The organism is Halomonas sp. 25-S5, assembly GCF_029889845.1.
In the GTDB taxonomy this organism is placed as follows: domain Bacteria; phylum Pseudomonadota; class Gammaproteobacteria; order Pseudomonadales; family Halomonadaceae; genus Halomonas.
Genome location: NZ_JARANV010000017.1, coordinates 17,681 through 41,052, shown reverse-complemented (window position 1 = coordinate 41,052; position 23,372 = coordinate 17,681). Strand labels below are relative to the sequence as shown.

Genomic DNA, 23,372 nt, shown 5'->3' with positions numbered 1-23,372 from the left:
GCATGGGGAGGGATTCCGGATGCGAGTGCTGATCACGGGCGGCAGTGGTTTCGTCGGGCAGCGGCTGTGCCGGCGATTGAAGGAGGCCGGGCATCGCCTGCTGGTGGTGTCACGCGAGCCGGAGCAGGTGCGCGACCGCCTGCCGGAGGGCAGCGATATCCGCCGTTCGGTGCTGGACTTCGTCGACACGCCGCCGGACGCCATCGTCAACCTGGCCGGCGAATCGATCGCCGCCCGCCGCTGGAGCGATGACCAGAAGAAGCGCCTGATCGATTCCCGGGTCAACATCACTGGGGACCTGGTGATGCTCTGCGAGCAGCTCCAGGCCAGCCAGGGCCGGATGCCGCGGCTGATGGTCTCGGCCTCGGCGATGGGCTACTACGGCGACCAGGGCGATCGCGAGGTTACCGAACAGACACCGCCCCACGACGAGTTCGCCCACCGCCTCTGCAAGCGCTGGGAGGACACCGCCCGGGAGGCGGCGGACTTCGGCGTCCGCGTGGCCCTGTTGCGCATCGGCCTGGTGCTCGATGCCGGCGGCGGCAGCCTGCAGAAGATGCTGCCGCCCTTCAAGCTGGGGCTGGGCGGTCGCTTCGGCGACGGCAAGCAGTTCATGCCCTGGATCCACCGCGAGGACCTGGTCGGCGCGATCCTCTTCCTGCTCGAACGCGATGACCTGGAGGGCCCCTTCAACGCTAGCGCCCCCCACCCCGTCACCAATGCCGAGTTCACCCGCACCCTGGCCAAGCAGCTGGGGCGTCCCGCCCTCATGCCGGTGCCGGCCATTGCCCTGGAGACCGCCTTCGGCGAGATGTCACGGCTGCTGCTGACCGGCGCCGACATGCGCCCGACCCGGCTGCTCGAGGCGGGCTTCGAGTTCCGGTTCCCGACTCTGGAGAAGGCCCTGAGCGATATTCTGGGCTAGCCGCCCAGCCGCCCAGCCGCCCAGCCGCCCAGCCGCCCAGCCGCCCAGCCGCCCAGCCGCCCAGCCGCACTTCCTCCTGTAGGCCCGGTAAGCTCCTGTAGGCCCGGTAAGCGACAGCGCACCGGGCATCTGCTCAAGGCGCTTTAGCCACGCCGGCTACGCCCTCGATTGATCCGGCCGACGGTTATCCAGCTCATCGGCGTCAGCGCGTTTCTTCCCCCACGGTGACGATCACCCGCACGGCGTCCAGGCGCAGCCGGGTGCCCTCGATCGCCGCGTCCAGGGCGGCGCGCTCGGCGCGCAGCGCCTCGAGTTCGTCGGCGCGCACCGCCGGGTTGAGCCGCGAGAGCGCCTCGAGGCGGCTGAGCTCGGCGTCCAGCTCGGCGCGCATGCGCCCCTGGGCGGCCTCGACGATGCTCGGCAGCTCCCGCTCGGCCTCCGCCTCGGCCCCGTCGAGCAGCTCGCGCAGTTGGTCTTGGCGGCTCTTGATCAGGTCCCGGGCCACCGCCTTCTTGACCTTCTGCACCGCCCGGGAGAGGCCGGTGAAGGAGATCCTGGCGGTCAGGTTGGCGCCGGATTCATCGAGCAGAACACGCACCGCGGTGGGTGGCAGGAAGCGGTTGAGGTGCAGGCGTTTCGGCGCGGGACAATGGGTGCGGAAGACCAGCTCGACCATCAGGCGACCGGCGGGAATCGCCGGGTGCTTGAGCAGGGCGAGGGCGGTATTGCCCATGGGGCCGTCGAGGATCCGCCCCATCATCTCGCGCAACAGCGGATGCTCCCAGGAGAGGCGCTGGACGTCGTCCCGGGCCAGGGCCCGCGAGCGGGAGAAGGTGGTCGAGAAGCCCTCTTCGCCTTTCACCAGCCCCGGCAGGCCCTCGAGCATCTGCGGGCTCGGCTGCAGGTGCAGGATGTCGCCGCCCAGCTCCTGGCTGTCGACGCCGAAGATGTCCAGCGCCTGATCCAGGTAGCGGGTCAGGGCCTTGTCGGCGTCGAGCTCGCGGATCGCCTCGATGACCGCATCGGCGCGCTCGTGTCGACAGGCGTTGAGCTCCAGCAGGCGGTTGCGGCCGGCGTCGCGCTCGGCCAGTCGCGCCTCGAACAGCGCCCGGGTCTCCGCGATCACCTCCTCGAGGCTCTCGTCGTCGAGCAGGCTGTCGGCCAGGGTGTCGCCGAAGGCGGCATGGATCTCGCTGCCCAGGCCATGGGGTGCACTGAAAGCGTCCATGCCTTGGTGGTACCAGCGCAGCAGCTTCTCGCCGGGGCTGCCGGCGAACACCGGCACATGCAGCTCGATGGCGTAGCGCTGACCGATGCGGTCGAGCCGGCCGATGCGCTGTTCCAGCTGGTCGGGGTGCAGCGGCAGGTCGAACATCACCAGGTGGCGGCAGAACTGGAAGTTGCGCCCTTCCGAACCGATCTCCGAGCAGACCAGCACCTGGCAGCCCTCCTCGGGGTCGGCAAAGGCCGCCGCGGCGCGGTCGCGCTCCACCAGCGAGAGCCCCTCGTGGAATACCGGGGCCTGGTAGCCGCCGAGTACCCGCAGGCCTTCGGCCAGGCCCTGGGCGGTTTCGCGGTCATGGGCGATCACCAGCACCTTGTCATCGGCGAAGCCGGCCTCGCCGTCGTCGGCGAGGCGCTCCAGCAGCCAGGTCACGCGCGGGTCGAACTGCCACCAGGGCTCGGTATTGAGCGGATCGCCGCCCGGCAGGTCGTCGCCCAGCGCCCGGTACATGGCGTCGGGGTAGATCAGCACCTCGGGATGGTCGAGGCCGGTCTCGATCAGCAGCTCGTCGAGGTAGTCCTCATCGCGCGCCAGGCGGCGCAGCACCCGGCGGTAGGCCGAGGGCGCCTCGAGCTCTGTGATGTGCAGGCGGCGCTCCGGGAAGCCACCCACATGGCGGCGGCTGTTGCGGAACATCACCCGGCCGGTGCCGTGGCGGTCCAGCAGCTGGTCGCGCAGCTGGTCGCGGGCGGCGGCGCGCTGGTCGTCGCCGCGCTCGGGGTCGGCCAGGGTGTCGAGCAGGGCCAGGCTGTCGGGTTCGGCGATCACCGCGGCGACCTTCGAGCGGTCGGCGTCCTTGCCCGGCAGGCACTCCAGCGCGTCGATCGCCTCGGCGACCTCCACGTAGTGCTCCTCCTCCTCGCGGAAGGCCGCGAGGCTGTGATAGCGGTCCGGATCGAGCAGGCGCAGCCGGGCGAAGTGGCTGGTGAGGCCCATCTGCTCCGGGGTGGCGGTGAGCAGCAGCATGCCGGGCACCTGGGCGGCCAGGCGGCCCACGCAGGCATAGCCGGGGCCGCTCTGCTCCGGGCTCCAGTCCAGGTGGTGGGCCTCGTCGACGATCAGCAGGTCCCAGTCGCAGGCCAGCGCCTGCTGCTGGCGATGGGGGGTGGCGAACAGCCAGTCCTGGCTGGCCAGCACCAGCTGGCCGGCCTCGAAGGGGTTGGCGTCGCCATGGGCCTCGCTCTGCTGCTCGTCGAGCAGGGTGACCTCGAGGGCGAAGCGGCGCAGCAGCTCCACCAGCCACTGGTGGGTCAGGCTCGCCGGCACCAGGATCAGCGCCCGCTCGGCGCGGCCGGTGAGCAGCAGGCGATGCAGGATCAGCCCGGCCTCGATGGTCTTGCCCAGCCCCACCTCGTCGGCCAACAGCACCCGCGGCGCGTGGCGACGGGCCACCTCGTCGGCGATATAGAGCTGGTGGGGGATCAGGTCGATGCGCGGGCCGGCCAGGCCGAGTGCCGGGTTCTGCTCGATGCGGTGGAAGTGGTGCAGGGTGCGAAAGCGCAGGTCGAACCAGTCGTTGCGGTCGACCTGGCCGGTGAGCAGGCGGTCGCGGGCCTGGTCGAATTGCATGCTGTCGGCAAGCCGCGACTCGGGCAGCTCGGTGAGCTCGCCGGCGTCGTCCTCGCCGATGTAGACGATCAGACCGCCGAACTCCTTGCTGTCGTCGACGGTCATCTGCCAGCCCTCGGCGGACTGGATGCGGTCGCCGCTGCCGAAGGCCACCCGGGTCAGGGGGGCGTTGCGGCTGCTGTAGGTGCGGGTTTCCTGACTGGCGCCGAAGAGCACGGTGACGCTGCGGGCGTCGACGTTGAGGATGGTGCCTAGGCCGAGTTCGGCCTCGCCGTCACTGATCCAGCGCTGGCCGGGAGAGAAGTCGCTCATGGTGCCTCGGGGATGCTTGGGATCGGTTCGGTGCCGCTGGCCACACCCGGCCCGGCGGCGACAGGGCGCGGTATCGTACAGCAAAGCCCGGCGCGGCTTAAGCACTCGCTTCGATCAGCGCTCCTCCAGCCATGTCGACAGCCGGGCGCGGGTGAGTTCCCCCACGTGCTGATCCAGGGCGCGGCCCTCGCCGTCGAACAGCAGAGTGGTGGGCAGGCCCGGGGACTCCGCCAGCACCATCAGCCGCTGGCGCGGGTCGAGAAGGGCATGGCGGAAGTCGAGGCCCTGGTCATCGAGATAGCGCACCACCTGCAGCAGCTCCTCGCCCTGGTTGACGATCACCACGGTGACGCCCTCGCGGGCGTCGGCCTCGGCTAATATTGGCATCTCGCGACGGCAGGGTGGGCACCAGGTGGCCCAGAGGTTGACCACCACCCGCTCGCCGGACAGCGAGGCCAAGTTTACCTGCTCGCCGTCGAGGTTCTCCAGGGCGAGGTCGGGCAGCTCGCGCAGGGCCATGCCGCCGCCGAGCGGGGCCAGGGTGACCAGCGTTAGCCACAGCAGCGAGGCGCCCAGCGCCAGGGCCATGCCGCCCAGCATCGCCCCCAGCCGGTCGCGCAGCGTCCAGGCAGTCCAGCCCAGCGCGGCCAGCAGGCCCCAGAGGCCATGGTAGCCGGGCTGCCAGAGCTTGAGGATGTCCAGTGGCGCCTCGGCATAGGCGGCCAGGTTCATCAGCCCATGCCCCAGGCGGGCGCCGACCAGCCAGACCAGCAGCAGGCCGTTGAACCAGCGGGCATGGCGGCCCCGGGGCAGGCCGAGCAGGAAGGCGCTGGCGGCCAGCAGGATCAGGGCGGCGAGGAAGGCATAGAGACGCGGCAGCGCGATCAGGACGGGCCCCAGGGCGATGGCATCCATGGCGTGACGGTGACTCCCGAGAGGTCGGCGGCGGGCACCGCAGCGGGTACACTGGGCGCATTCGTTTCGCCAAGCCTACTGCCGGCGGGCAGGGCTGTCATCCAGCGGGAGCACTCATGGCACGACCGGCCTTCGATACCCTGCGCGCCCTGGCGATCGCCAGCCAGGCGACGGGCTTTGTCCTGATCATCACCCTGGAGACCCTGATGGGGGATGCTGCGCGTCCCTGGCAGGGCTGGACCCTGGCGGCCATGGTGGTGGCCGCCCTGTGGATCGCCCTGGTCCGTCTCTACCACCGCAACAAGGCGCGCAAGGCCATGGCCAGGCGCCTGGCCGATGATGACGGCGATGCGGACTGAGCGGGCCCGGCGGCCAGGCGCCTCGCCTGCCGACACCAATGCAGCCGCTGGTGCAAAAGCCACCGCGGCGATACGCCTTGCCCGGCCGCTGATGGGTTTCGGCTCACGCGCTTGACCTAGGACATTGCCGGATTGTTGTCAGCGACTAGGCTAGGATTCAGGTGGGGTGCCGCGCGGCACCCCGGTATGTCTCTGAAGGGAAGAAATCATGTACCAGTCAATCCTCGTACCCCTCGACGGCTCCAGCCATGCCGAGAAGGCGCTCCAGGTGGCCGCCCAGCTGGCGAAGGGGACCTCCGCCGTCCTGCACCTGATGACCGTGGCCGAGTTCCCGCCGGACAACCTCGGTCTGTTCACCGGCGGCACCGCCGAACCCTTCTCCGAGGAAGACCGGGAGAAGCTGGCGGCCGGGATGAAGGAGGAGGCCCACAAGGTGATCGACAAGGCTCGCGCCACCGTCGATCTCTCCGGCATCGAGGTCAAGGAGGTGATCCGCCAGGGCCGTCAGGCGGAGCTGATCGTCGGCGAAGCCGAGGCGCTCGGCGTCGATGCCATCGTCATGGGCAGCCGTGGTGTCAGCGACGTGCGTGGTATGGTGTTCGGCAGCGTCTCCCACAAGGTCAGTCACACCGCCGGCTGCACCGTCATTACCGTGACCTGAGGCGCGCTGGTGCCCGCCGGACATGCGGGACTGCCCAATGACAAGGAGCCCCTACCGTGGCCGGCAGCAGTCTTCTCACCCTGATCGACGACATCGCCACCATCCTTGACGATGTCTCGTTGATGACCAAGGTGGCGGCCAAGAAGACTGCTGGCGTGCTGGGGGACGACCTGGCCCTCAACGCCCAGCAGGTCACTGGCGTCGACGCCGACCGGGAACTGCCGGTGGTCTGGGCGGTGGCCCGGGGCTCGCTGGTCAACAAGCTGATCCTGATTCCGGCGGCGCTGCTGGTCAGTGCCCTGCTGCCTTGGGCAGTCACCCTGCTGCTGATGTTCGGCGGGGCCTACCTCTGCTACGAGGGGTTCGAGAAGCTGGCGCACAAGTTCCTGCACGGCGGCGAGGAAGATGAGGCGCATCGCCGGCGCCTCGCGGCGATGGCCGACGAGCAGGTCGACATGCGGGCCTTCGAGAAGGACAAGATTCGGGGGGCGGTTCGCACCGACTTCATCCTCTCTGCCGAGATCATCGTCATCACCCTGGGCACGGTGGCGGGTGTCGCCCTGACACAGCAGGTCGCGGTGCTGGTGGGGATCGGCCTGCTGATGACCCTGGGGGTCTATGGCCTGGTGGCCGGCATCGTCAAGATCGACGATCTGGGGCTGTACCTGAGCCGACGCAACGGCCTGCTCAGTGGGCTGGGGCGTGGCCTGCTGGCGGGGGCGCCCTACCTGATGAGGGGGCTGTCGGTGGTCGGTACCCTGGCGATGTTCCTGGTCGGCGGCGGCATCCTCACCCATGGCATCCCCGTGGTCCACCATCTGATCCAGGGCGTGGCCGAGGCGCAATTCGACATCCCGGGACTCGGTGCCGTGGTCCATGGCCTGGGCCCGTCGCTGCTCAATATGCTCTTCGGCCTGGTGGTGGGCGCGGCCGTGCTGGCCGCGGTGACCCTGGGGCAGCGGCTGTGGGGCGCAAGAGGGGCGTGAGGGGCGGACGCGCGCGCGTCTTGGGCGTCACCTGATTGGGCGAAACGAAAAACGGCCGCCGCTCATGTGAGCTAAGTGGCCGTTTTTACTGAATTCTTGGTCGGAGTAGCAGGATTCGAACCTACGACCTCTGCCTCCCGAAGGCAGCGCTCTACCAAGCTGAGCTATACTCCGAATTTTTTAAGCGTCGGGGCTGTGCTGACCGACGGAGCGCATTATACGCAAGCCGTGCCGGCATGCAAGCCCCCTGAGCGGCTTTGCGGCGCTCAGTTCTGCCGGTCAACGGCCAGGCGGGCGAGCTGGGCCATGCTGTCGCGGAAGGGGCTCTCGGGCAGCGCGTCGAGCTGTGCCAGGGCCTTGTCGGCCATCTCCTCGGCGCGGGCCCGGGTGTAGTCCAGGGCGCCGGTGTCGCGGACGATGGCCAGCACCTCGTCCAGGTGCTCGAGGCCGCCCTCGCGGATGGCCTGGCGCACCAGGTCTCGCTGCGCGGGGGTGCCGGCGACCATGGCCTTGATCAGCGGCAGGGTCGGCTTGCCCTCGGCCAGGTCATCGCCCACGTTCTTGCCCATCGCCTCGGCGTCGCCCTGGTAGTCGAGCAGGTCGTCGATCAGCTGGAAGGCCAGGCCCAGGTAGCGGCCGTAGTATTGCAGCGCCACTTCCTGTTCCGGGGTGGCGTCGGCGAGGATGGCGCCGCTGTGGGAGGCCGCCTCGAAGAGCATGGCGGTCTTGCCCTGGATGGTCTCGAAGTAGGTCGCCTCGTCGGTGTCGGGGTTGCCCACGTTGGTGAGCTGCTGCACCTCGCCCTCGGCAATGGTGCAGGTGGCCCGCGAGAGCACGTTCATGATGCGCATGGACCCCACTTCCACCATCATCTGGAAGGAGCGGGAGTAGAGGAAGTCGCCCACCAGCACCGAGGGGGCGTTGCCCCAGGCATCGTTGGCCGTGGCCTTGCCGCGGCGCAGGTGGGACTCGTCGACCACGTCGTCATGCAGCAGCGTCGAGGTGTGCATGAACTCGACCAGGGTGGCCAGGGTGATGTGCCGGTCGCCCGCGTAGCCCAGTGAGCGCGCCGCCAGCAGCACCAGCAGCGGGCGCAACCGCTTGCCGCCGCTCTCGATGATGTACTGGCCGATGGTCTCCACCAGCGGGACGCGCGAGGCGAGCTGGTCCATGATCGTGCGGTCCACGGCGAGGAAGTCATCGGCGACCGCGGCATGCAGGGGCGATGCGGGAGCGGTGCTGGGTGACTGGGGCGGTGAGGGGTTGGCTGGCATGGAGGCGGTTTCGACGGGTAGGTGGGGCCGGGGCGACGGGCGCCTCTTCGGGCATCGGGTTGCCGGCCATGCTATGGGGCCCCCATGGGGGCGTCAAGCCGGTGCTGGCGGGCCCTCGGCAGGGTCGCCGACCTCGCCCCCGGGAGCCTGCCTCACGGGTTGTGCGGTCGTTCGCCCGCGGTTATAATCCGCGACCCACTCATCATGCTCCCTGTCAGATGGCTGCCGGAAGGGGCGCCACTCGCAGCAGGTCGATGAAGAGCCAACACCCGATGAGTCCTGGAGAAAAAAGCATGTACGCAGTTATCAAGAGCGGTGGCAAGCAGTACCGCGTTCAGGAAGGCCAGACTCTCAAGCTCGAGAAGCTGGAAGTGCCGACCGGCGACACGATCGAATTCGACGAGGTCCTGCTGGTCGGCAACGACGAGGACGTCACGATCGGCGCCCCGCTGATCGACGGTGCCAAGGTGGCGGCCGAGGTCGTCTCCCACGGCCGTGGTGACAAGGTCACCATCATCAAGTTCCGTCGTCGCAAGCACAGCATGAAGCGTCAGGGCCACCGCCAGTGGTTCACTGAAGTCAAGATCACCGGGATCTCTGCGTAAGCGCCGCGCCAGCGGAACGCTTTTCGAGAGACTCCCCTGAACGAGCGAGGATTTTGCAATGGCTCACAAGAAGGCAGCGGGTTCCACCCGTAACGGTCGCGACAGCGAATCCAAACGCCTCGGCGTCAAGCTGTTCGGCGGCCAGGTCGTCAACCCGGGCAACATCATCGTGCGCCAGCGTGGCACCAAGTTCCACGCCGGTACCGGCGTCGGTATCGGCAAGGACCACACGCTGTTCGCGCTGGACGAGGGCGTAGTCAAGTTCGAGATCAAGGGTCCGAAGAACCGCAAGTTCGTCAGTATCGTCTCCGCCTGAGACCCCTGACGCTTGCAGCGAGAAGGCCCCGCCCAGGCGGGGCCTTCTTGTATCATGGCGGCACAGGCCGTCAGGAGAGTGAGAGATGCAGTTCGTCGACGAAGCCTCGATCATCGTGGAAGCCGGCAATGGCGGCAATGGCTGCCTGAGCTTCCGCCGCGAGAAGTACGTGCCCAAGGGTGGCCCCGACGGCGGCGATGGGGGTCATGGCGGCAGCGTCTACCTGATCGGTGACGATGCCCTCAATACCCTCATCGACTTCAAGTACCAGCGCTTCTACAAGGCGCAGAATGGCCAGCCCGGCATGGGGCGGCAGATGAGCGGGCGCGCCGGCGATGACCTGCACGTCAAGGTGCCGGTGGGCACCACGGTAATCGACGAGGATACCCTCGAGGTGATCGCCGACGTCACCGAGATCGGCCAGGTGGTGCCGGTCGCCCAGGGCGGCCGCCGGGGGCTTGGCAACATCCACTTCAAGTCCTCCACCAACCGGGCGCCGCGGCGTACCACGCCGGGCACCGAGGGCGAGCGTCGTAACCTGCGCTTCGAGATGAAGGTGATGGCCGACGTGGGCCTGCTGGGCCTGCCCAATGCCGGCAAGTCGACATTGATCCGTTCCGTCTCTGCGGCCAAGCCCAAGGTCGCCAATTATCCGTTCACCACTCTGGTGCCCAACCTGGGCGTGGTGAAGCTCGGCCTGCATGAGCACTTCGTGATGGCCGACGTGCCCGGCCTGATCGAGGGTGCCTCCGACGGTGCGGGCCTGGGGCTGCGCTTCCTCAAGCACCTGACCCGCACCCGGTTGCTGTTCCATGTGGTCGACGTGGCGCCCTTCGACGAGTCCGACCCGGTGGCGGCCGCCGAGGCGATCATCCACGAGCTGGGCGAGTTCTCGCCGGCGCTGGCCGAGTTGCCGCGCTGGCTGGTGCTCAACAAGCTCGACCTGCTGCCGGCCGAGGAGCGCGAGGCGGTGGCCGATGAGATCGTCCGCCGGCTCGGCTGGGAGGGGCCGGTGTTTCGCATCTCGGCGATTTCCAGCGACGGCACCGATGCCCTGGTCCAGGCCGCCTACCGCTGGCTCACCGAGCAGCGCCGCCTCGAGAACGAGGACGAGGAGGCCGCCGAGCGGGCCCGCGAGATGCGCGTGCGCATGGAGGACGAGGCGGTGGCCCGCACCGAGGCACGCCTGGGCCGCAAGCGCAAGCCGGCCGACGAGGGTGACGACGATTTCGATGACGACGACTACGACGTCGAGGTCGAATACGCGCCGTGATGAAGTAGACTGAGGCCAGGTGGGCGATACGAGAGGAGGTGCCGGATGAGTGACTTGTTGCGTCGTATCACGATCGACCCCTCGCAGTGCGGGGGCAGGCCCTGTGTCCGCGGCATGCGTATCCGGGTGGTGGATGTGCTCGACTTGCTGGGGCAAGGGTTGACCGCGCAGGAGGTGCTCGAAGAGCTGCCGGATCTGGAGCAGGAGGATGTCCTGGCGTGTCTGCAGTTCGCCGCGCGCCGTCTCGGCCACCCCGTCCTTGCGGCATGATCCTCTGGGTTGATGCTCAACTGTCTCCCCACCTGGCGCCCTGGATAACCGAAACTCTGGGTATCGAGGCCTATTCTGCCCGCTGGCTTGGCTATCGTGATGCGTCGGATGAGGAGATATTTTCCGCAGCAAGCAAGGCGGAGATTGTCGTGTTGACCAAGGATCGAGATTTTCCTGATCTTCTAGAGCGTCACGGCCCGCCGCCGCGTGTCATCTGGATCACCATGGGGAACACTACGAATGCGCGTATGCGGGACGTGCTGCAGAGGCTGTTGCCGGCCGCGCTCGAGCTGTTATCGCAGGGTGAGCCCTTGGTCGAGCTGAGTGATCGTCCTTAACCCTGCAAAGACAACATCAGGAATCAAGATGACGGAAGGGGTTGCGAATCCTGGCCGCGAGTCGCTGGTGGGCGCCCGCCGGGTGGTGGTCAAGATCGGCAGCGCGTTATTGACCAACGACGGCCGCGCGCTGGACGAGGCGGCCATCGGCGGCTGGGTGGATCAGATTGCCGAACTGCACCGTCGCGGCATCGAGGTAGTGCTGGTCTCCTCTGGCGCGGTGGCAGCCGGCATGGCGCGCCTGGGCTGGCAGGTGCGTCCCTCGGCGGTCCACGAACTGCAGGCCGCGGCGGCGGTGGGCCAGAATGGCCTCACCGAGTGCTACGAGGGCCACTTCGCCCGCCATGGCCTGCTCTCCGCCCAGGTGCTGCTCACTCACGACGACCTTTCCAACCGCAAGCGCTACCTCAACGCCCGGTCGGCGCTGCGCACTCTGGTCGCGTTGGGGGTGGTGCCGGTGGTCAACGAGAACGACACCGTGGTCACCGACGAGATCCGCTTCGGCGACAACGACACCCTGGGGGCCCTGGTGGCCAACCTGCTGGAGGCCGACGCACTGGTGATCCTCACCGACCAGGAGGGGCTGTTCGATGCCGACCCGCGCAGCAATCCCCAGGCGCGGCTGATCGCCGAGGGGCGCGCCGACGACCCGAGCCTGGCCGCGGTGGCTGGCGGCGGCGGGGTGCTCGGTCGCGGCGGCATGGCCACCAAGGTGCGCGCGGCCCAGCTGGCGGCCCGCTCCGGCGCGGTCACGGTGATCGCTAGCGGTCGTCAGCCGGCGGTGCTCGGCCGCCTGGCCGAAGGCGAGCGGCTGGGTACCTTGCTGCTGCCCGAGCAGGCGCCAATGGCGGCGCGCAAGCGCTGGCTGGCGGGGCAGCTGCAGGTATGCGGCAGCCTGACCCTGGATGCCGGCGCGGTGAAGGTGCTCAAGGGCAGCGGCTCCAGCCTGCTGGCGGTGGGGGTGACCGCGGTCAGCGGCCAGTTCCGCCGCGGCGACATGGTGCTCTGCGTCGACGACCAGGGGCATCGCGTGGCCAAGGGGCTGGTCAACTACGGCGCCGACGAGGCCCGTCTGCTGGTCGGCAAGCCCAGCCACCAGATCGAGGCCATCCTCGGCTACATGGAGGCGCCGGAGCTGATCCACCGCGACAACCTGGTGGTGCTCTAGCGCTCTCGCAGGAACGATGGCAAGCACGGGGCTGGCATGATAGGATACGCCATCCTCTCAGACACGGCCCCTAAGCGACTGCGTTCAATGGCGCAGCCGGCAACATGGCCAGGCCGGCGGGGATTTTTTATTTCCCTGTTGGATCATACAGTTATCAAGTGTCGCCCGCAGATGGCGACCACAACTTTCTCCAAGGAGACAGTCAGTGGCGAACAGTAAGCAAGCCCGTAAGCGTGCCCGTCAGGCAGAAGGCCGTCGTGTCCTGAAGGCGAGCCAGCGCAGCATGGTCCGTACCTACATCAAGCGTGTCATCCATGCCATCCATGGCGGTGACCACGCCCAGGCGATGGACGCTTTCAAGCAGGCGCAGCCGGTCATCGACCGCATTGCCGACAAGGACGTGCTCTCCAAGAGGAAGGCCGCGCGCCTGAAGAGCCGCCTGAACAAGCGTATCAAGGCGCTGGCCGCGTAAGCACGCCGGACGCCTCAGGGTGCCCGCCGCGTGCGGGCGTACCGATGAAAAACCGGCTTCGGCCGGTTTTTTATTCGTTAAGATCCCGGCACTCTCCTGTGGGAGCGCAATTCATTGCCGGTTCGACGCTTCGACGAATGGCGCCGGCAGGCGCCCGGCGGTGTTGCCTGAGCCGCCGGGGAGGCGTTCGACCCCCTTCGCGATCTGAAGTCGGAGCGCCGAACCGTCGCTCCCACGGGGCACGGCTCAGGTGAGGAGGTAGACGTGACGGATCGCGAGCAGTCGCCACAGGACCCGTTGGACGAGAATGACAAGGCGGTGGCGCCCAAGGCGGGCGGCCTGATGCGCTCCGGCCTGGTGGTCAGCGTGATGACCCTGCTCTCGCGGGTGATGGGGCTGGCGCGCGACGTGGTGATCGCCACCCTGTTCGGCGCCGGCGACGGGGCGGACGCCTTCTTCGTCGCTTTCAAGATTCCCAACTTTCTGCGCCGCCTGTTCGCCGAGGGGGCCTTCAACCAGGCCTTCGTGCCGGTGCTCTCGGAATATGCCACGCGCGGCAGCAAGCGCGAGGTGAAGGAACTGCTCGATGCGGTGGCCGGCAGCCTCACGGCGGTGCTGGCGCTGATCACCGCGCTGGCCATGCTGGCCTCGCCCTGGCTGGTATGGGCCTTCGCGCCCGGCTTCGGCCGCGATCCGGAGAAGCTGGCGCTGACCGCCGACATGCTGCGGCTGACCTTCCCCTACCTGCTGCTGATCTCGCTCACGGCCTTCGCCGGCAGCACGCTCAACACCTGGAACCGCTTCGCCGTGCCGGCCTTTACCCCGGTGCTGCTCAACCTCTCGCTGATCGGTGCGGCGGTCCTTCTCACGCCGCTGTTCGAGGAGCCGGTCATGGCGCTGGCCTGGGGCGTGCTGATCGCCGGTGGCGCCCAGCTGGCCTTCCAGGTTCCCTTCCTGGCGCGGCTGGGGCTGCTGCCGCGGCCCTGGCCCGACTTTGCCCACAGCGGCGTGCGGCGCATCCTGCGGCTGATGGCGCCGGCGCTGTTCGGTGTCTCGGTGTCGCAGATCAACCTGCTGCTCGACACCGTGCTGGCCTCGCTGCTGACGGCGGGCAGCGTCTCCTGGCTCTACTACTCGGACCGCCTGGTGGAGCTGCCGCTGGGGGTGTTCGGCATCGCCATCGGCACGGTGATCCTGCCGGCGCTCTCCCGGCGCCATGCCGAGCAGTCCGGCGAGCACTTCGCCGCCATGCTCGATTGGGCGATCCGCGCCGTGCTGCTGCTCGGCCTGCCCGCGGCCCTGGCCCTGGCGGTGCTCGCCGAGCCGCTGCTGATCGCGCTGTTCCACTACGGCGCCATGACCGAGCGCGACATCGCCATGGCGGCGATGAGCCTCAGGGCGTATGCGTTCGGACTAGTCGCCTTCATGCTGATCAAGGTGCTGGCACCGGGCTTCTTCGCCCGCCAGGACACCGCCACGCCGGTGAAGGTGGGCATCATCGCCATGGTCGCCAACATGGTCTTCAACCTGATCCTGATCTGGCCCCTGGCCCATGCCGGCCTGGCGCTGGCCACGGCGCTCTCGGCCTTCCTCAACGCCGGCCTGCTGGGCTGGCTGCTGAGAAAGCAGGGCGTGCTGGTCTTCCAGCCCGGCTGGGGCCGCTACGCGGTGCAGCTGCTCGGCGGCTGCACGGTGATGGGCGTGGGGCTGGCCTGGCTGGCCCCCGAGTGGCGGGCCTGGCTCGAGTGGAGCGTCTGGACCCGCGCCGGCTGGCTGGCGGTGCTGGTGACGGGCGGGGTGGTGGTCTACTTCGCGTGGCTGGCGGCCTTCGGGGTGCGGCTTCGCCATTTTCGAATGAAAGGGTAGACAAAGACCAAGCCGCGCCGGCTGTCAAGGGCCTCCCGGTCCGTTATAATCGTGGACTTTATTTCCCAGCGTGATGACGCCCATGCGAGTGATTCGAGGACTGCACAACCTGCGTGACGAGGATCGCGGCTGCGTGGCCACCATCGGCAACTTCGATGGCGTGCACTGCGGGCATCGGGCGATTCTCGACCAGTGCCGCGAGCAGGCCGCCCGGCTCGGGCTGCCGGTGACCGTAGTGGTCTTCGAGCCCCAGCCGCGGGAGTTCTTCGCCGGCGACCAGGCCCCGCCGCGGCTGACCCGGCTGCGCGACAAGGTGGCGCTGCTCGGCGAGTGCGGGGTCGACCGCATCCTCTGCTTGCCCTTCAACGACGCCCTGCGCAGCCTGACCGCCCTGGCGTTCATCGAGCGGGTGCTGGTAGACGGCCTGGGCGTGCGCCACCTGGTGGTGGGCGACGACTTCCGCTTCGGCTGTGACCGGCGCGGCGACTTCCACCTGCTCACCGAGGTGGGGGTGTCTAGCGGCTTCGGCGTCGAGCACACTCGCACCTTCACCATCGACGACGAGCGGGTCTCCAGCAGCCGGGTGCGTACCCTGCTGGCCAGCGGCAACTTCGCCGCCGCGGCGCGCCTGCTGGGCCGTCCCTACCGGCTGGGCGGCCGGGTGGTGCCCGACCGCCAACTGGGCCGCACCATCGGCGTGCCCACCGCCAACCTGCCGCAGCCGGCCCTGTCGCTGGCCCTGCAGGGCGTCTATGCGGTGGTCGCCGAGCTCCCCGACGGGCGCTGCCTGCCCGGCGTGGCCAACATCGGCTGGCGCCCCACGGTGGGTAGCGAGCGGCCGGTGCTCGAGGTGCACCTCTTCGACTTCGACGGCGACCTCTACGGCCGGCGCCTGACGGTGCTGCCCTGCGCCAAGCTGCGCGGCGAGGTGAAGTTCGACGATTTCCAGGCGCTCAAGCGCCAGATAAGCGCCGACCAGGCGCGCGCCCGGGCCTACTTTCTACAGCACCCCGCTGCCGGTGCCGGTTTTCTAGAGCACCCCGCTGCCGGTGCCGATTTTCTACAGCACCCCGCTGCCGGTGCCGGTTATGCGGAACACTCCGTCGCGGCCGATTCGGCGGGCGACGGCTGCGACGCTTCTCTTCCTCTGGCATCGGCGCCGCTGGCGCGCGAGGCCGTGACTTCCGATTCCTCGGCGGGTGCGCCCGCTGACCACGACGACGGCTGATCCCCAGGATATGAGCGACTACAAGCACACGCTGAACCTGCCAGAAACCGATTTCCCCATGCGCGGCATGCTGCCCAAGAAGGAGCCCGCCCGGGTGGCGCAATGGAAGGCGATGAATCTGTACCACCGCCTGCGCGAGGAGCGCCGGGGCAGGGAGCTCTTCGTGCTGCACGACGGCCCCCCCTACGCCAACGGCAGCATCCACATCGGTCACGCCGTCAACAAGATCCTCAAGGACATCATCGTCAAGTCGAAGAACCTGGCCGGCTTCGATGCCCCCTACGTGCCCGGTTGGGACTGCCACGGCCTGCCCATCGAGCACAAGGTGGAGACCACCCATGGCAAGCACCTCGAGCCGGAGCGTGCCCGCGCGCTGTGCCGCGAGTACGCCGCCGAGCAGATCCAGGGCCAGCTCGCCGACTTCGTGCGCCTGGGGGTGATCGGCGACTGGGATAATCCCTATCGCTCCATGGACTACGCCAACGAGGCCGGCGAGATCCGCGCGCTCGCCGACATGGTCAAAACCGGTTATGTGTTCAAGGGCCTGAAGCCCGTCAACTGGTGCTTCGACTGCGGATCGGCGCTGGCCGAGGCCGAGGTGGAGTACGCCGACAAGAAGTCCGATGCCATCGACGTGGCCTTCCCGGTGGCGGACGCCGACCGCCTGGCCGCAGCCTTCGGCCTCGAGGCGCTTGCCAAGCCGGCCGCCGCGGTGATCTGGACCACCACCCCCTGGACCATTCCCGCCAATCAGGCGCTCAACGTGCACCCCGAGTTCACCTATGCCCTGGTGGATGTGGGTGAACGGCTGCTGGTGCTGGCCGAGGAATTGGTAGAGAGCTGCCTGGAACGCTTCGGGCTGGAGGGCGAGATCATCGCCACCGCCACCGGCGAGCGACTGGACGGCGTGCGCTTTCGCCACCCCTTCTACGATCGCCTGTCGCCGGTGTACCTGGCCGACTACGTCGAGGTCGAGGTCGGCAGCACCGGCATCGTCCACTCGGCCCCGGCCTATGGCGTCGATGACTTCGTGACCTGCCGCGCCCACGGCATGACCTTCGACGAGATCGAGAGCCCGGTGCAGGGCAACGGCGTCTATGTCGATGATCTGCCGTTCTTCGGCGGCCAGATGATCTGGAAGGCCAACCTGCAGATCGTCGCCAAGCTCGACGAGGTGGGCGCGCTGTTGGCTCACCAGACCATCACCCACAGCTACATGCACTGCTGGCGCCACAAGAGCCCGGTGATCTACCGCGCCACCGCCCAGTGGTTCGTGGGCATGGACGTGCAGGGCCGTCATGGCAAGACCCTGCGTGAGCGGGCCTTGAAGGGCATCGAGGCGACCACCTTCACCCCGGCCTGGGGCCAGGCGCGCCTGCACAGCATGATCGCCAACCGCCCCGACTGGTGTATCTCCCGCCAGCGCAACTGGGGCGTGCCGATCCCCTTCTTCCTGCACAAGGCCACCGGCGAGCTTCACCCGCGCACCCTCGAGCTGATGGAAGAGGCCGCCCAGCGCGTCGAGGCCGAGGGCATCGACGCCTGGTTCCGCCTCGACCCCGCCGAGCTGCTGGGCGAGGAGGCCGCCGACTATGAGAAGGTCACCGATACCCTGGACGTCTGGTTCGACTCCGGCACCACCCATCGCCACGTGCTGCGCGGCTCGCACCCCCACGGCCACGAGCAGGGGCCGGTCGCCGATCTGTACCTGGAGGGCTCCGACCAGCACCGCGGCTGGTTCCACTCCTCGCTGCTCACCGGCTGCGCCATCGACGGCCACCCGCCGTACCGCGGCCTGCTGACTCATGGCTTCACCGTGGATGCCCAGGGCCACAAGATGTCCAAGTCGGTAGGCAACGTGGTGGCACCTCAGGAGGTGATGGACAAGCTCGGCGCCGACATCCTGCGCCTGTGGGTGGCCTCCACCGACTACGGCGGCGAGATGGCCGTCTCCGACGAGATCCTCAAGCGCACCGCCGATGTCTACCGGCGCATCCGCAACACCTCGCGCTTCCTGCTCGCCAACCTGAGTGGCTTCGACCCGAACCGCGACCAAGTGGCCTTCGATGACATGCTGGCCCTGGACCAGTGGGTGGTCGACCGCGCCGCCCAGCTGCAGGCGCGCATCGAGACGGCCTATGAAGAGTACCGCTTCCTCGACGTCTACCAGCAGGTGCACGGCTTCTGTGCCCGGGAGCTCGGCGGCTTCTACCTGGACGTGATCAAGGATCGCCAGTACACCACCCAGGCCGACTCCGTGGCGCGCCGCAGCGCCCAGACCGCGCTCTATCAGGTGGTCGAGGCGCTTGCCCGCTGGGTGGCGCCGATCCTCTCGTTCACCGCCGAGGAGATCTTCGAGAACATCCCCGGTGAGCGTGGCGACAGCGTGCTGCTGGCCGAGTACACCACGGGGCTCGAGACGCTCGCCGATGACGCCGCCATGGGCCGCGACTTCTGGGAGCAGGTGCTTGAGGTCAAGCAGGCGGTCAACAAGTGCCTGGAGGACGCCCGCAACGCCAAGGCCATCAAGGGCAGCCTGGCCGCCGAGGTCACCCTCTACGTGGATGACGTCCTGCAGGCCACGCTCGCCAAGCTGGGCGACGAGCTGCGCTTCGTGATGCTCACCAGCGAGGTGCGCCTGGCGCCGCTCGGCGAGGCCAAGGAGGCCGAGGCCACCGAGCTCGAAGGGCTGAAGGTGGCCGTGGCCGAGAGCCCCAACCAGAAGTGCGAGCGCTGCTGGCACCACCGCGAGGACGTCGGTCAGCATGTGGACCATCCCGACCTGTGCGGGCGCTGCATCGGCAACCTGCCGGATGGCCCAGGAGAGACGCGTCACTATGCCTGATCGCCAAGCGTCATCCAGCAAGCAGGCGGATGCAGGCGGCGCCATCGCGGTGCCGCCCATGCGCAGACCCCTGCGCTGGCTGTGGCTGGCGCTGGCGGTGGTCGTGCTGGACCTGGCCACCAAGTACCTGGCCGGCGGGCTGCTCGACTACGCCCGGCCGGTGGCGGTGCTGCCGTTCTTCGATCTCACGCTGCTGCACAACACCGGCGCGGCCTTCAGCTTCCTGGCCGGCCATCCCGGCTGGCAGCGCTGGCTCTTCGCCGCCATCGCGGTGGGGGCGAGCATCGGCCTGACGGTGTGGATGCGCCGCCTCAAACGCGACGAGACGCTGCTGGGCGTGTCGCTGGCGCTGATCATCGGTGGGGCGCTCGGCAACCTCTACGACCGGCTGGTGCACGGCTACGTGGTGGACTTCCTCTCCTTCCATGTGGCCGGCTGGTACTACCCGGCCTTCAACGTGGCGGACATCGGCATCACCCTGGGGGCCATCGGCCTGATCTGGGAGTCGCTGTTCGCCGAGCGGCGCCGGGCTCGCCGGCGTGGTTGAGGAACCCGCTCGCCGCCTGGCCGTCCAAGCCGCCACACCCTTCGCGACCTTCATGCACGCTTCGAGAGACACGCCATGAGCAACCAGGAATCCCAGGACCTTCGCATCGACGAAGGCATGGAAGTGACCCTGCACTTCACCCTCAGCCTGGAAGACGGCACCGTGGTGGATTCCACCCGGGACAAGGCACCCGCCACCTTCCAGGTGGGGGATGGCAACCTGCCCCCGGGCTTCGAGCATCCCCTCAAGGGGCTGGCGAGCGGCGACACCGGCAGCTTCGAGATCACCCCCGAGCACGCCTTCGGCCAGCACAATCCCCAGAACATCCAGCTGCTCAAGCGCGACGACTTCGAGAGCGACGAGCCGGAGGTGGGCATGGTGATGTCCTTCGCCGATGCCGCCGGCGGCGAGCTGCCCGGGGTGATCAGGCACATCGAGGGCGAGCAGGTGGAAGTGGACTTCAACCACCCGCTGGCGGGGCGTACCCTGACCTTCGAGGTGGAAGTGCTGGACGTGAAGCCCGCTACCACCCACTGACCCCCATCGCTTTGCAAGCAAGGCTCCTACAGTGACTGGCGGATTACCGAGGTTCTGTGTAGGAGCGCTCGGTCTGGCGATCAGGCTTGCAGCGTGATGGACGCACCTGTGGGAGCGCTGCTTGCAGCGCGATAGCGGTGTTTCTCGATTTACCCAATGCAACGATGCTGTGGCATCAAGGCAAGGCCCCCATGCAACCTGACACCCTTCAGACCGAACCCATGCAGATCAAGCTGGCCAACCCCCGCGGCTTCTGTGCCGGTGTCGACCGCGCCATCGAGATCGTCAACGGCGCCCTGGACGCGTTCGGCCCGCCGATCTACGTGCGCCACGAGGTGGTCCACAACCGCTTCGTGGTCGACAGCCTGCGCGAGCGGGGGGCGGTGTTCGTCGAGGAGCTTCATGAGGTGCCCGACGACGTCATCGTGATCTTCTCGGCCCACGGGGTCTCCCGCACCGTGCAGGAGGAAGCCGAGCGCCGGGGCCTCAAGGTGTTCGACGCCACCTGCCCGCTGGTCACCAAGGTGCACCTCGAGGTGCTGCGCTACGCCCGCCGCGGCCAGGAGTGCATCCTGATCGGCCACGAAGGCCACCCCGAGGTGGAGGGCACCATGGGGCGCTACGACACCGCCCATGGCGGGCAGATCTACCTGGTCGAGGACGAGCAGGATGTGGCCAGGCTCGAGGTCAAGGACCCGAGCAAGCTCGCCTTCGTCACCCAGACCACGCTTTCCATGGACGATACCGCCCGGGTGATCGATGCCCTGCGCGCGAAGTTCCCCGAGATCCAGGGGCCGCGCAAGGACGACATCTGCTATGCCACCCAGAACCGCCAGGACGCCGTGCGCGAGCTGGCGGACGGCGCCGACCTGGTGCTGGTGGTGGGCAGCCCCAACAGCTCCAACTCCAACCGCCTGCGCGAGCTCTCCGAGCGGGTCGGCACCCCGGCCTACCTGGTCGACAGCGCCGAGCAGGTCGACCCGGCGTGGCTCGACGGGGTCGGGGTGATCGGCGTCACCGCCGGCGCCAGCGCCCCCGAGGTGCTGGTCAAGGGCGTGATCGATCGGCTGCAGGCCCTGGGGGCCACGGCCCCCGAGGAACTCGCCGGCCGCGAGGAGACCATCACCTTCTCCATGCCCCGCGAGCTTCGCGAGCGCGTGATCGCCAGCGAGTAGCGCAGCTATTGTAGAAGCGCTCGGTCTGGCATTCCGGCAACAATGGGCGCTTGAGCTGTGGGAGCACTGCTTGCAGCGCGATCCATCGCGCAGCGATGGCGCCGCCTGCGGCGTCTGGAATGGCAACCTCCCTCAGCACTTTCAGGCTCTTCACGTCCGCTCAGATACTGCAAGCGCCTGAAACGTCAGCCCTCTCCCTATACTCTCCTTGCTCTATGATGATGGGGGCTAACGGGTGTACCCGAACTTTCCATCTTCTCTTTTTGTCTATACAATAAAAACCATGATCATCGACTTTGATCCCGCCAAGAGTGCTCGCAACGAACGGGAGCGCGGCCTACCCTTCACCGCGGTAGAGCGTTTTGACTGGGAGGGCGCGCTCTTCTCGGAAGATCATCGTTTCGAGTACCCCGAACGGCGGTTTGTCGCATTGGGGAAAATTGGCCAGCGCGTCCATGTGGTGTGCATTACGCCGATCGAGGAGGGGATTCGAGTCATCAGCCTGAGGAAGGCTAACCCGAGGGAGGTACGCCGCTATGAAAACGCGACTCACGGATAAGGACGGGGAGGTTCGCGAGCTTACCGACGCCGACGTGAAACGCATGCGCCCGATGTCGGAGGCCCTGCCTGCCAACCTGCAACGCACCATTGGCCAGCGTGGCAAGCAGCATGCGCCGACGAAGGTGAAGACCTCGATTCGTCTATCCCAGGAGGTGGTCGACCACTTCAAGGCAGAAGGAGAAGGCTGGCAGCGCCGCATCGACCAGGCCTTGAAACAGTACATCAGGGAGCATGGCGACGGATGATGAGTGCTCCGGTGCCATGGCCAGACGAGAAGGCCGCCCACTACTGGCATGATAGTGGCGCATTTTCAGTGAGGCCGTAGGCCCGGTAAGCGCCAGCGCACCGGGCGTAAGGATGGCAACAGTTGATCTGGTGGGAGGCTCGGCCCGGCGCCCCGGCCTGCAGCGCGATCCATCGCGTAGCGATGGCGCTGCCGTCAGGCGGCTGTGGGTCTCCCAAGCCCATAGGCCCGGCCTAACCCAGCGCGTAAGCAGTCGCTCACCCGATGGTATGGCAATATTGAGCCCGCACCCTATCGCAACGCGCCGTATTGATACATACTGAAACAAATGCCTCGACCCGCAGGGAGACGCACCGCGTGACCCACACAAGCCCTCGACCCAGGCCCCAGGCCTGCTCAGGCAGCACCCGGCGCTCCGCCGGCTTCACGCTCATCGAATTGATGATTGCGGTAGCCGTGATCGGAATTTTGGCGGCGATTGCGATTCCCAGTTATCAGGGATATGTGGAACGTGCCAACAGGTCAGATGCACATGCTGGTCTAATGGAGGCCGCCGGGCAGATGGAGCGATGCTACACGGTAAATAATACCTATGAAGGATGCATTTCCGCCAGGCCGTCTCCAGATGAGAAATATACTATAACACCCACGACGGCTACAGCTTCTGAGTACCTCTTGACAGCCTCATGGAGAGTAGGGGCAAGGAATGATAATTGTCCGCAAAACCTGACTCTGGATCAATCGGGTGATAGACAGCCCCCCGAGTGTTGGTGATCTATGAAAAATGATGGTTTTACACTCATTGAGCTGCTAGTCACTATTGCTCTGATCGTGATTGTTAGCTCGATTGCTGTGCCAAATTTCCTGGGCATGATTAATAGTAATCGAGCAGCGAGTGATGTTAACGAGATTCTTTCGGGTTTGAGTTATGCCAGAGCAGAAGCGGTAAAATGTAGAGGCGATGTCGTATTTTCAATCTCTAGTGGTGTAGGGGGTTATACAGTCACTAGTACTGCTTGCAATAATATTCGTGAGCTTGATAGGAGTTTGGAGGTTGGTGCGGACTCCAGCCAGGCAATCACCTTTGGCCCCTTGGGAAAAAATGACTGTGACTCCGGAAGCGCCTGCGAGATTACAGTGGATGGCCGCAAAATATATGTATATTCAACCGGCTATGTAGGCAGATGATATGCTTCAGGTTCCTGATACGGTTTGCTGCCCATGAAGAGTATATCAAATAGAGGTTTTACTTTGGTCGAGGCGCTGGTCGCACTGGTGATACTTTCCATCGGCTTGCTGGGTGTGGCAGCCATGCAGCTAAAGGCATTGCAGGGTGCTCATATGGGGTATCAACGTGCACTGGCCAGCATCATTGCTATCGATGTTCAAGAGTTTTCGTGGGAATTGCTGGCAAGCACTGGCACTTGCCCTCCGGATGATGATCTGACGGGCTGGCTAGGCACGGATGGCGACGGCTGGTCTGGACTTTTACCAAGTGTTGAAAATGCCAGCAGTATATCAGGCGGCCCAGACACGGGTTGTGTGTATTCTGTCACCTTGACTTGGGGTGACTCTCGACTTGCCGATGGTGAGAGTGTCGGGACTTTTGATTATGAATTCAAGCTTCCTAGCGGCTAGGTG

Annotated in this window: 25 protein-coding genes and 1 tRNA gene; 22 read left to right on the top strand and 4 right to left on the bottom strand. The window is 67.0% G+C overall.

What is annotated here, in order from left to right; genetic code table 11:
* Positions 1–19: 19 nt before the first annotated feature.
* Positions 20–925, top strand: a complete 906-nt coding sequence (locus OP498_RS12595; protein ID WP_280553765.1) for a TIGR01777 family oxidoreductase — start codon at positions 20–22, stop codon at positions 923–925.
* 202 nt (positions 926–1,127) lie between these two features.
* On the opposite strand, the gene rapA is transcribed toward OP498_RS12595, so the two are convergent.
* Positions 1,128–4,091, bottom strand: a complete 2,964-nt coding sequence (gene rapA / locus OP498_RS12590) for an RNA polymerase-associated protein RapA (RefSeq protein ID WP_280553764.1) — start codon at positions 4,089–4,091, stop codon at positions 1,128–1,130.
* A 114-nt stretch (positions 4,092–4,205) separates the two neighbouring features.
* Positions 4,206–5,006 carry a TlpA disulfide reductase family protein gene (locus tag OP498_RS12585; RefSeq protein WP_280553763.1) on the bottom strand — a complete coding sequence of 267 codons (801 nt, stop codon included), beginning with the start codon at positions 5,004–5,006 and terminating at the stop codon, positions 4,206–4,208.
* 116 nt (positions 5,007–5,122) lie between these two features.
* Between OP498_RS12585 and OP498_RS12580 the strand changes: the two genes are divergently transcribed.
* The 3 genes from OP498_RS12580 to OP498_RS12570 all read left to right on the top strand — a co-directional run bounded on the left by OP498_RS12580 (position 5,123) and on the right by OP498_RS12570 (position 7,012).
* Positions 5,123–5,365, top strand: coding sequence for a hypothetical protein (locus tag OP498_RS12580; protein WP_280548396.1), 243 nt, complete (start codon positions 5,123–5,125; stop codon positions 5,363–5,365).
* Between the two features lie 208 nt (positions 5,366–5,573).
* Positions 5,574–6,026 (top strand): universal stress protein, encoded by a 453-nt coding sequence (locus tag OP498_RS12575; RefSeq protein ID WP_280548394.1) that lies wholly within the window; start codon positions 5,574–5,576, stop codon positions 6,024–6,026.
* A 56-nt stretch (positions 6,027–6,082) separates the two neighbouring features.
* Positions 6,083–7,012 carry a DUF808 domain-containing protein gene (locus tag OP498_RS12570; RefSeq protein ID WP_280553761.1) on the top strand — a complete coding sequence of 310 codons (930 nt, stop codon included), beginning with the start codon at positions 6,083–6,085 and terminating at the stop codon, positions 7,010–7,012.
* Between the two features lie 97 nt (positions 7,013–7,109).
* On the opposite strand, the gene OP498_RS12565 is transcribed toward OP498_RS12570, so the two are convergent.
* Together OP498_RS12565 and ispB are read right to left on the bottom strand one after the other, a co-directional pair.
* Positions 7,110–7,186: transfer RNA gene (locus tag OP498_RS12565), tRNA-Pro, on the bottom strand.
* Between the two features lie 92 nt (positions 7,187–7,278).
* A complete protein-coding gene (gene ispB / locus OP498_RS12560; RefSeq protein ID WP_280548390.1) occupies positions 7,279–8,286 on the bottom strand; it encodes an octaprenyl diphosphate synthase in 1,008 nt (335 codons plus the stop codon).
* A gap of 293 nt (positions 8,287–8,579) precedes the next feature.
* Between ispB and rplU the strand changes: the two genes are divergently transcribed.
* From rplU to OP498_RS12470, 18 genes are all read left to right on the top strand, one after another.
* On the top strand, positions 8,580–8,891 hold the full coding sequence (gene rplU / locus OP498_RS12555; protein WP_280548388.1) for a 50S ribosomal protein L21: 312 nt from the start codon (positions 8,580–8,582) through the stop codon (positions 8,889–8,891).
* Between the two features lie 58 nt (positions 8,892–8,949).
* Entirely contained in the window at positions 8,950–9,207 is a 258-nt protein-coding gene (gene rpmA / locus OP498_RS12550) for a 50S ribosomal protein L27 (RefSeq protein ID WP_280548386.1), read from the top strand.
* Between the two features lie 85 nt (positions 9,208–9,292).
* Complete coding sequence (gene cgtA, locus OP498_RS12545) at positions 9,293–10,480, top strand: Obg family GTPase CgtA (RefSeq protein ID WP_280553759.1); 1,188 nt, start codon at positions 9,293–9,295, stop codon at positions 10,478–10,480.
* 45 nt (positions 10,481–10,525) lie between these two features.
* On the top strand, positions 10,526–10,750 hold the full coding sequence (locus OP498_RS12540) for a DUF433 domain-containing protein (RefSeq protein WP_280548382.1): 225 nt from the start codon (positions 10,526–10,528) through the stop codon (positions 10,748–10,750).
* Positions 10,747–11,088 (top strand): DUF5615 family PIN-like protein, encoded by a 342-nt coding sequence (locus OP498_RS12535; protein ID WP_280548380.1) that lies wholly within the window; start codon positions 10,747–10,749, stop codon positions 11,086–11,088. Before OP498_RS12540 ends, OP498_RS12535 begins: the two co-directional genes overlap by 4 nt.
* Positions 11,089–11,116: 28 nt before the next feature.
* Positions 11,117–12,256, top strand: a complete 1,140-nt coding sequence (gene proB / locus OP498_RS12530) for a glutamate 5-kinase (RefSeq protein ID WP_280553757.1) — start codon at positions 11,117–11,119, stop codon at positions 12,254–12,256.
* A 205-nt stretch (positions 12,257–12,461) separates the two neighbouring features.
* Entirely contained in the window at positions 12,462–12,728 is a 267-nt protein-coding gene (rpsT, locus tag OP498_RS12525; RefSeq protein WP_280548376.1) for a 30S ribosomal protein S20, read from the top strand.
* A 342-nt stretch (positions 12,729–13,070) separates the two neighbouring features.
* Positions 13,071–14,594: a murein biosynthesis integral membrane protein MurJ gene (gene murJ / locus OP498_RS12520; protein WP_280553788.1), complete on the top strand. Its 1,524-nt coding sequence runs from the start codon at positions 13,071–13,073 to the stop codon at positions 14,592–14,594.
* Between the two features lie 82 nt (positions 14,595–14,676).
* On the top strand, positions 14,677–15,822 hold the full coding sequence (gene ribF, locus OP498_RS12515) for a bifunctional riboflavin kinase/FAD synthetase (RefSeq protein WP_280553755.1): 1,146 nt from the start codon (positions 14,677–14,679) through the stop codon (positions 15,820–15,822).
* 10 nt (positions 15,823–15,832) lie between these two features.
* Positions 15,833–18,667 (top strand): isoleucine--tRNA ligase, encoded by a 2,835-nt coding sequence (gene ileS / locus OP498_RS12510; RefSeq protein WP_280553753.1) that lies wholly within the window; start codon positions 15,833–15,835, stop codon positions 18,665–18,667.
* A complete protein-coding gene (lspA, locus tag OP498_RS12505; RefSeq protein WP_280553751.1) occupies positions 18,660–19,214 on the top strand; it encodes a signal peptidase II in 555 nt (184 codons plus the stop codon). The genes ileS and lspA overlap by 8 nt, the downstream gene beginning before the upstream one ends.
* Positions 19,215–19,289: 75 nt before the next feature.
* Positions 19,290–19,751 carry an FKBP-type peptidyl-prolyl cis-trans isomerase gene (gene fkpB, locus OP498_RS12500; RefSeq protein WP_280553749.1) on the top strand — a complete coding sequence of 154 codons (462 nt, stop codon included), beginning with the start codon at positions 19,290–19,292 and terminating at the stop codon, positions 19,749–19,751.
* 221 nt (positions 19,752–19,972) lie between these two features.
* Positions 19,973–20,926, top strand: coding sequence for a 4-hydroxy-3-methylbut-2-enyl diphosphate reductase (ispH, locus tag OP498_RS12495; protein ID WP_280553787.1), 954 nt, complete (start codon positions 19,973–19,975; stop codon positions 20,924–20,926).
* 283 nt (positions 20,927–21,209) lie between these two features.
* A complete protein-coding gene (locus OP498_RS12490; protein WP_280553747.1) occupies positions 21,210–21,485 on the top strand; it encodes a BrnT family toxin in 276 nt (91 codons plus the stop codon).
* Entirely contained in the window at positions 21,463–21,732 is a 270-nt protein-coding gene (locus OP498_RS12485) for a BrnA antitoxin family protein (RefSeq protein ID WP_280553746.1), read from the top strand. The genes OP498_RS12490 and OP498_RS12485 overlap by 23 nt, the downstream gene beginning before the upstream one ends.
* A 356-nt stretch (positions 21,733–22,088) precedes the next feature.
* Positions 22,089–22,505, top strand: coding sequence for a type IV pilin protein (locus tag OP498_RS12480; protein WP_348533485.1), 417 nt, complete (start codon positions 22,089–22,091; stop codon positions 22,503–22,505).
* Between the two features lie 3 nt (positions 22,506–22,508).
* Positions 22,509–22,919 (top strand): GspH/FimT family pseudopilin, encoded by a 411-nt coding sequence (locus tag OP498_RS12475; protein WP_280553744.1) that lies wholly within the window; start codon positions 22,509–22,511, stop codon positions 22,917–22,919.
* Between the two features lie 33 nt (positions 22,920–22,952).
* Entirely contained in the window at positions 22,953–23,369 is a 417-nt protein-coding gene (locus OP498_RS12470; protein WP_280553743.1) for a prepilin-type N-terminal cleavage/methylation domain-containing protein, read from the top strand.
* Positions 23,370–23,372: the final 3 nt, after the last annotated feature.

Bases quoted from the DNA above. Each gene is read 5' to 3' on its own strand.
- OP498_RS12595 (WP_280553765.1), top strand. From the start codon at position 20: ATGCGAGTGCTGATCACGGGCGGCAGTGGTTTCGTCGGGCAGCGGCTG.
- rapA (WP_280553764.1), bottom strand. From the start codon at position 4,091: ATGAGCGACTTCTCTCCCGGCCAGCGCTGGATCAGTGACGGCGAGGCC.
- OP498_RS12585 (WP_280553763.1), bottom strand. From the start codon at position 5,006: ATGGATGCCATCGCCCTGGGGCCCGTCCTGATCGCGCTGCCGCGTCTC.
- OP498_RS12580 (WP_280548396.1), top strand. From the start codon at position 5,123: ATGGCACGACCGGCCTTCGATACCCTGCGCGCCCTGGCGATCGCCAGC.
- OP498_RS12575 (WP_280548394.1), top strand. From the start codon at position 5,574: ATGTACCAGTCAATCCTCGTACCCCTCGACGGCTCCAGCCATGCCGAG.
- ispB (WP_280548390.1), bottom strand. From the start codon at position 8,286: ATGCCAGCCAACCCCTCACCGCCCCAGTCACCCAGCACCGCTCCCGCA.
- rplU (WP_280548388.1), top strand. From the start codon at position 8,580: ATGTACGCAGTTATCAAGAGCGGTGGCAAGCAGTACCGCGTTCAGGAA.
- rpmA (WP_280548386.1), top strand. From the start codon at position 8,950: ATGGCTCACAAGAAGGCAGCGGGTTCCACCCGTAACGGTCGCGACAGC.
- cgtA (WP_280553759.1), top strand. From the start codon at position 9,293: ATGCAGTTCGTCGACGAAGCCTCGATCATCGTGGAAGCCGGCAATGGC.
- OP498_RS12540 (WP_280548382.1), top strand. From the start codon at position 10,526: ATGAGTGACTTGTTGCGTCGTATCACGATCGACCCCTCGCAGTGCGGG.
- OP498_RS12535 (WP_280548380.1), top strand. From the start codon at position 10,747: ATGATCCTCTGGGTTGATGCTCAACTGTCTCCCCACCTGGCGCCCTGG.
- proB (WP_280553757.1), top strand. From the start codon at position 11,117: ATGACGGAAGGGGTTGCGAATCCTGGCCGCGAGTCGCTGGTGGGCGCC.
- murJ (WP_280553788.1), top strand. From the start codon at position 13,071: ATGCGCTCCGGCCTGGTGGTCAGCGTGATGACCCTGCTCTCGCGGGTG.
- ribF (WP_280553755.1), top strand. From the start codon at position 14,677: ATGCGAGTGATTCGAGGACTGCACAACCTGCGTGACGAGGATCGCGGC.
- ileS (WP_280553753.1), top strand. From the start codon at position 15,833: ATGAGCGACTACAAGCACACGCTGAACCTGCCAGAAACCGATTTCCCC.
- lspA (WP_280553751.1), top strand. From the start codon at position 18,660: ATGCCTGATCGCCAAGCGTCATCCAGCAAGCAGGCGGATGCAGGCGGC.
- fkpB (WP_280553749.1), top strand. From the start codon at position 19,290: ATGAGCAACCAGGAATCCCAGGACCTTCGCATCGACGAAGGCATGGAA.
- ispH (WP_280553787.1), top strand. From the start codon at position 19,973: ATGCAGATCAAGCTGGCCAACCCCCGCGGCTTCTGTGCCGGTGTCGAC.
- OP498_RS12490 (WP_280553747.1), top strand. From the start codon at position 21,210: ATGATCATCGACTTTGATCCCGCCAAGAGTGCTCGCAACGAACGGGAG.
- OP498_RS12485 (WP_280553746.1), top strand. From the start codon at position 21,463: ATGAAAACGCGACTCACGGATAAGGACGGGGAGGTTCGCGAGCTTACC.
- OP498_RS12475 (WP_280553744.1), top strand. From the start codon at position 22,509: ATGAAAAATGATGGTTTTACACTCATTGAGCTGCTAGTCACTATTGCT.
- OP498_RS12470 (WP_280553743.1), top strand. From the start codon at position 22,953: ATGAAGAGTATATCAAATAGAGGTTTTACTTTGGTCGAGGCGCTGGTC.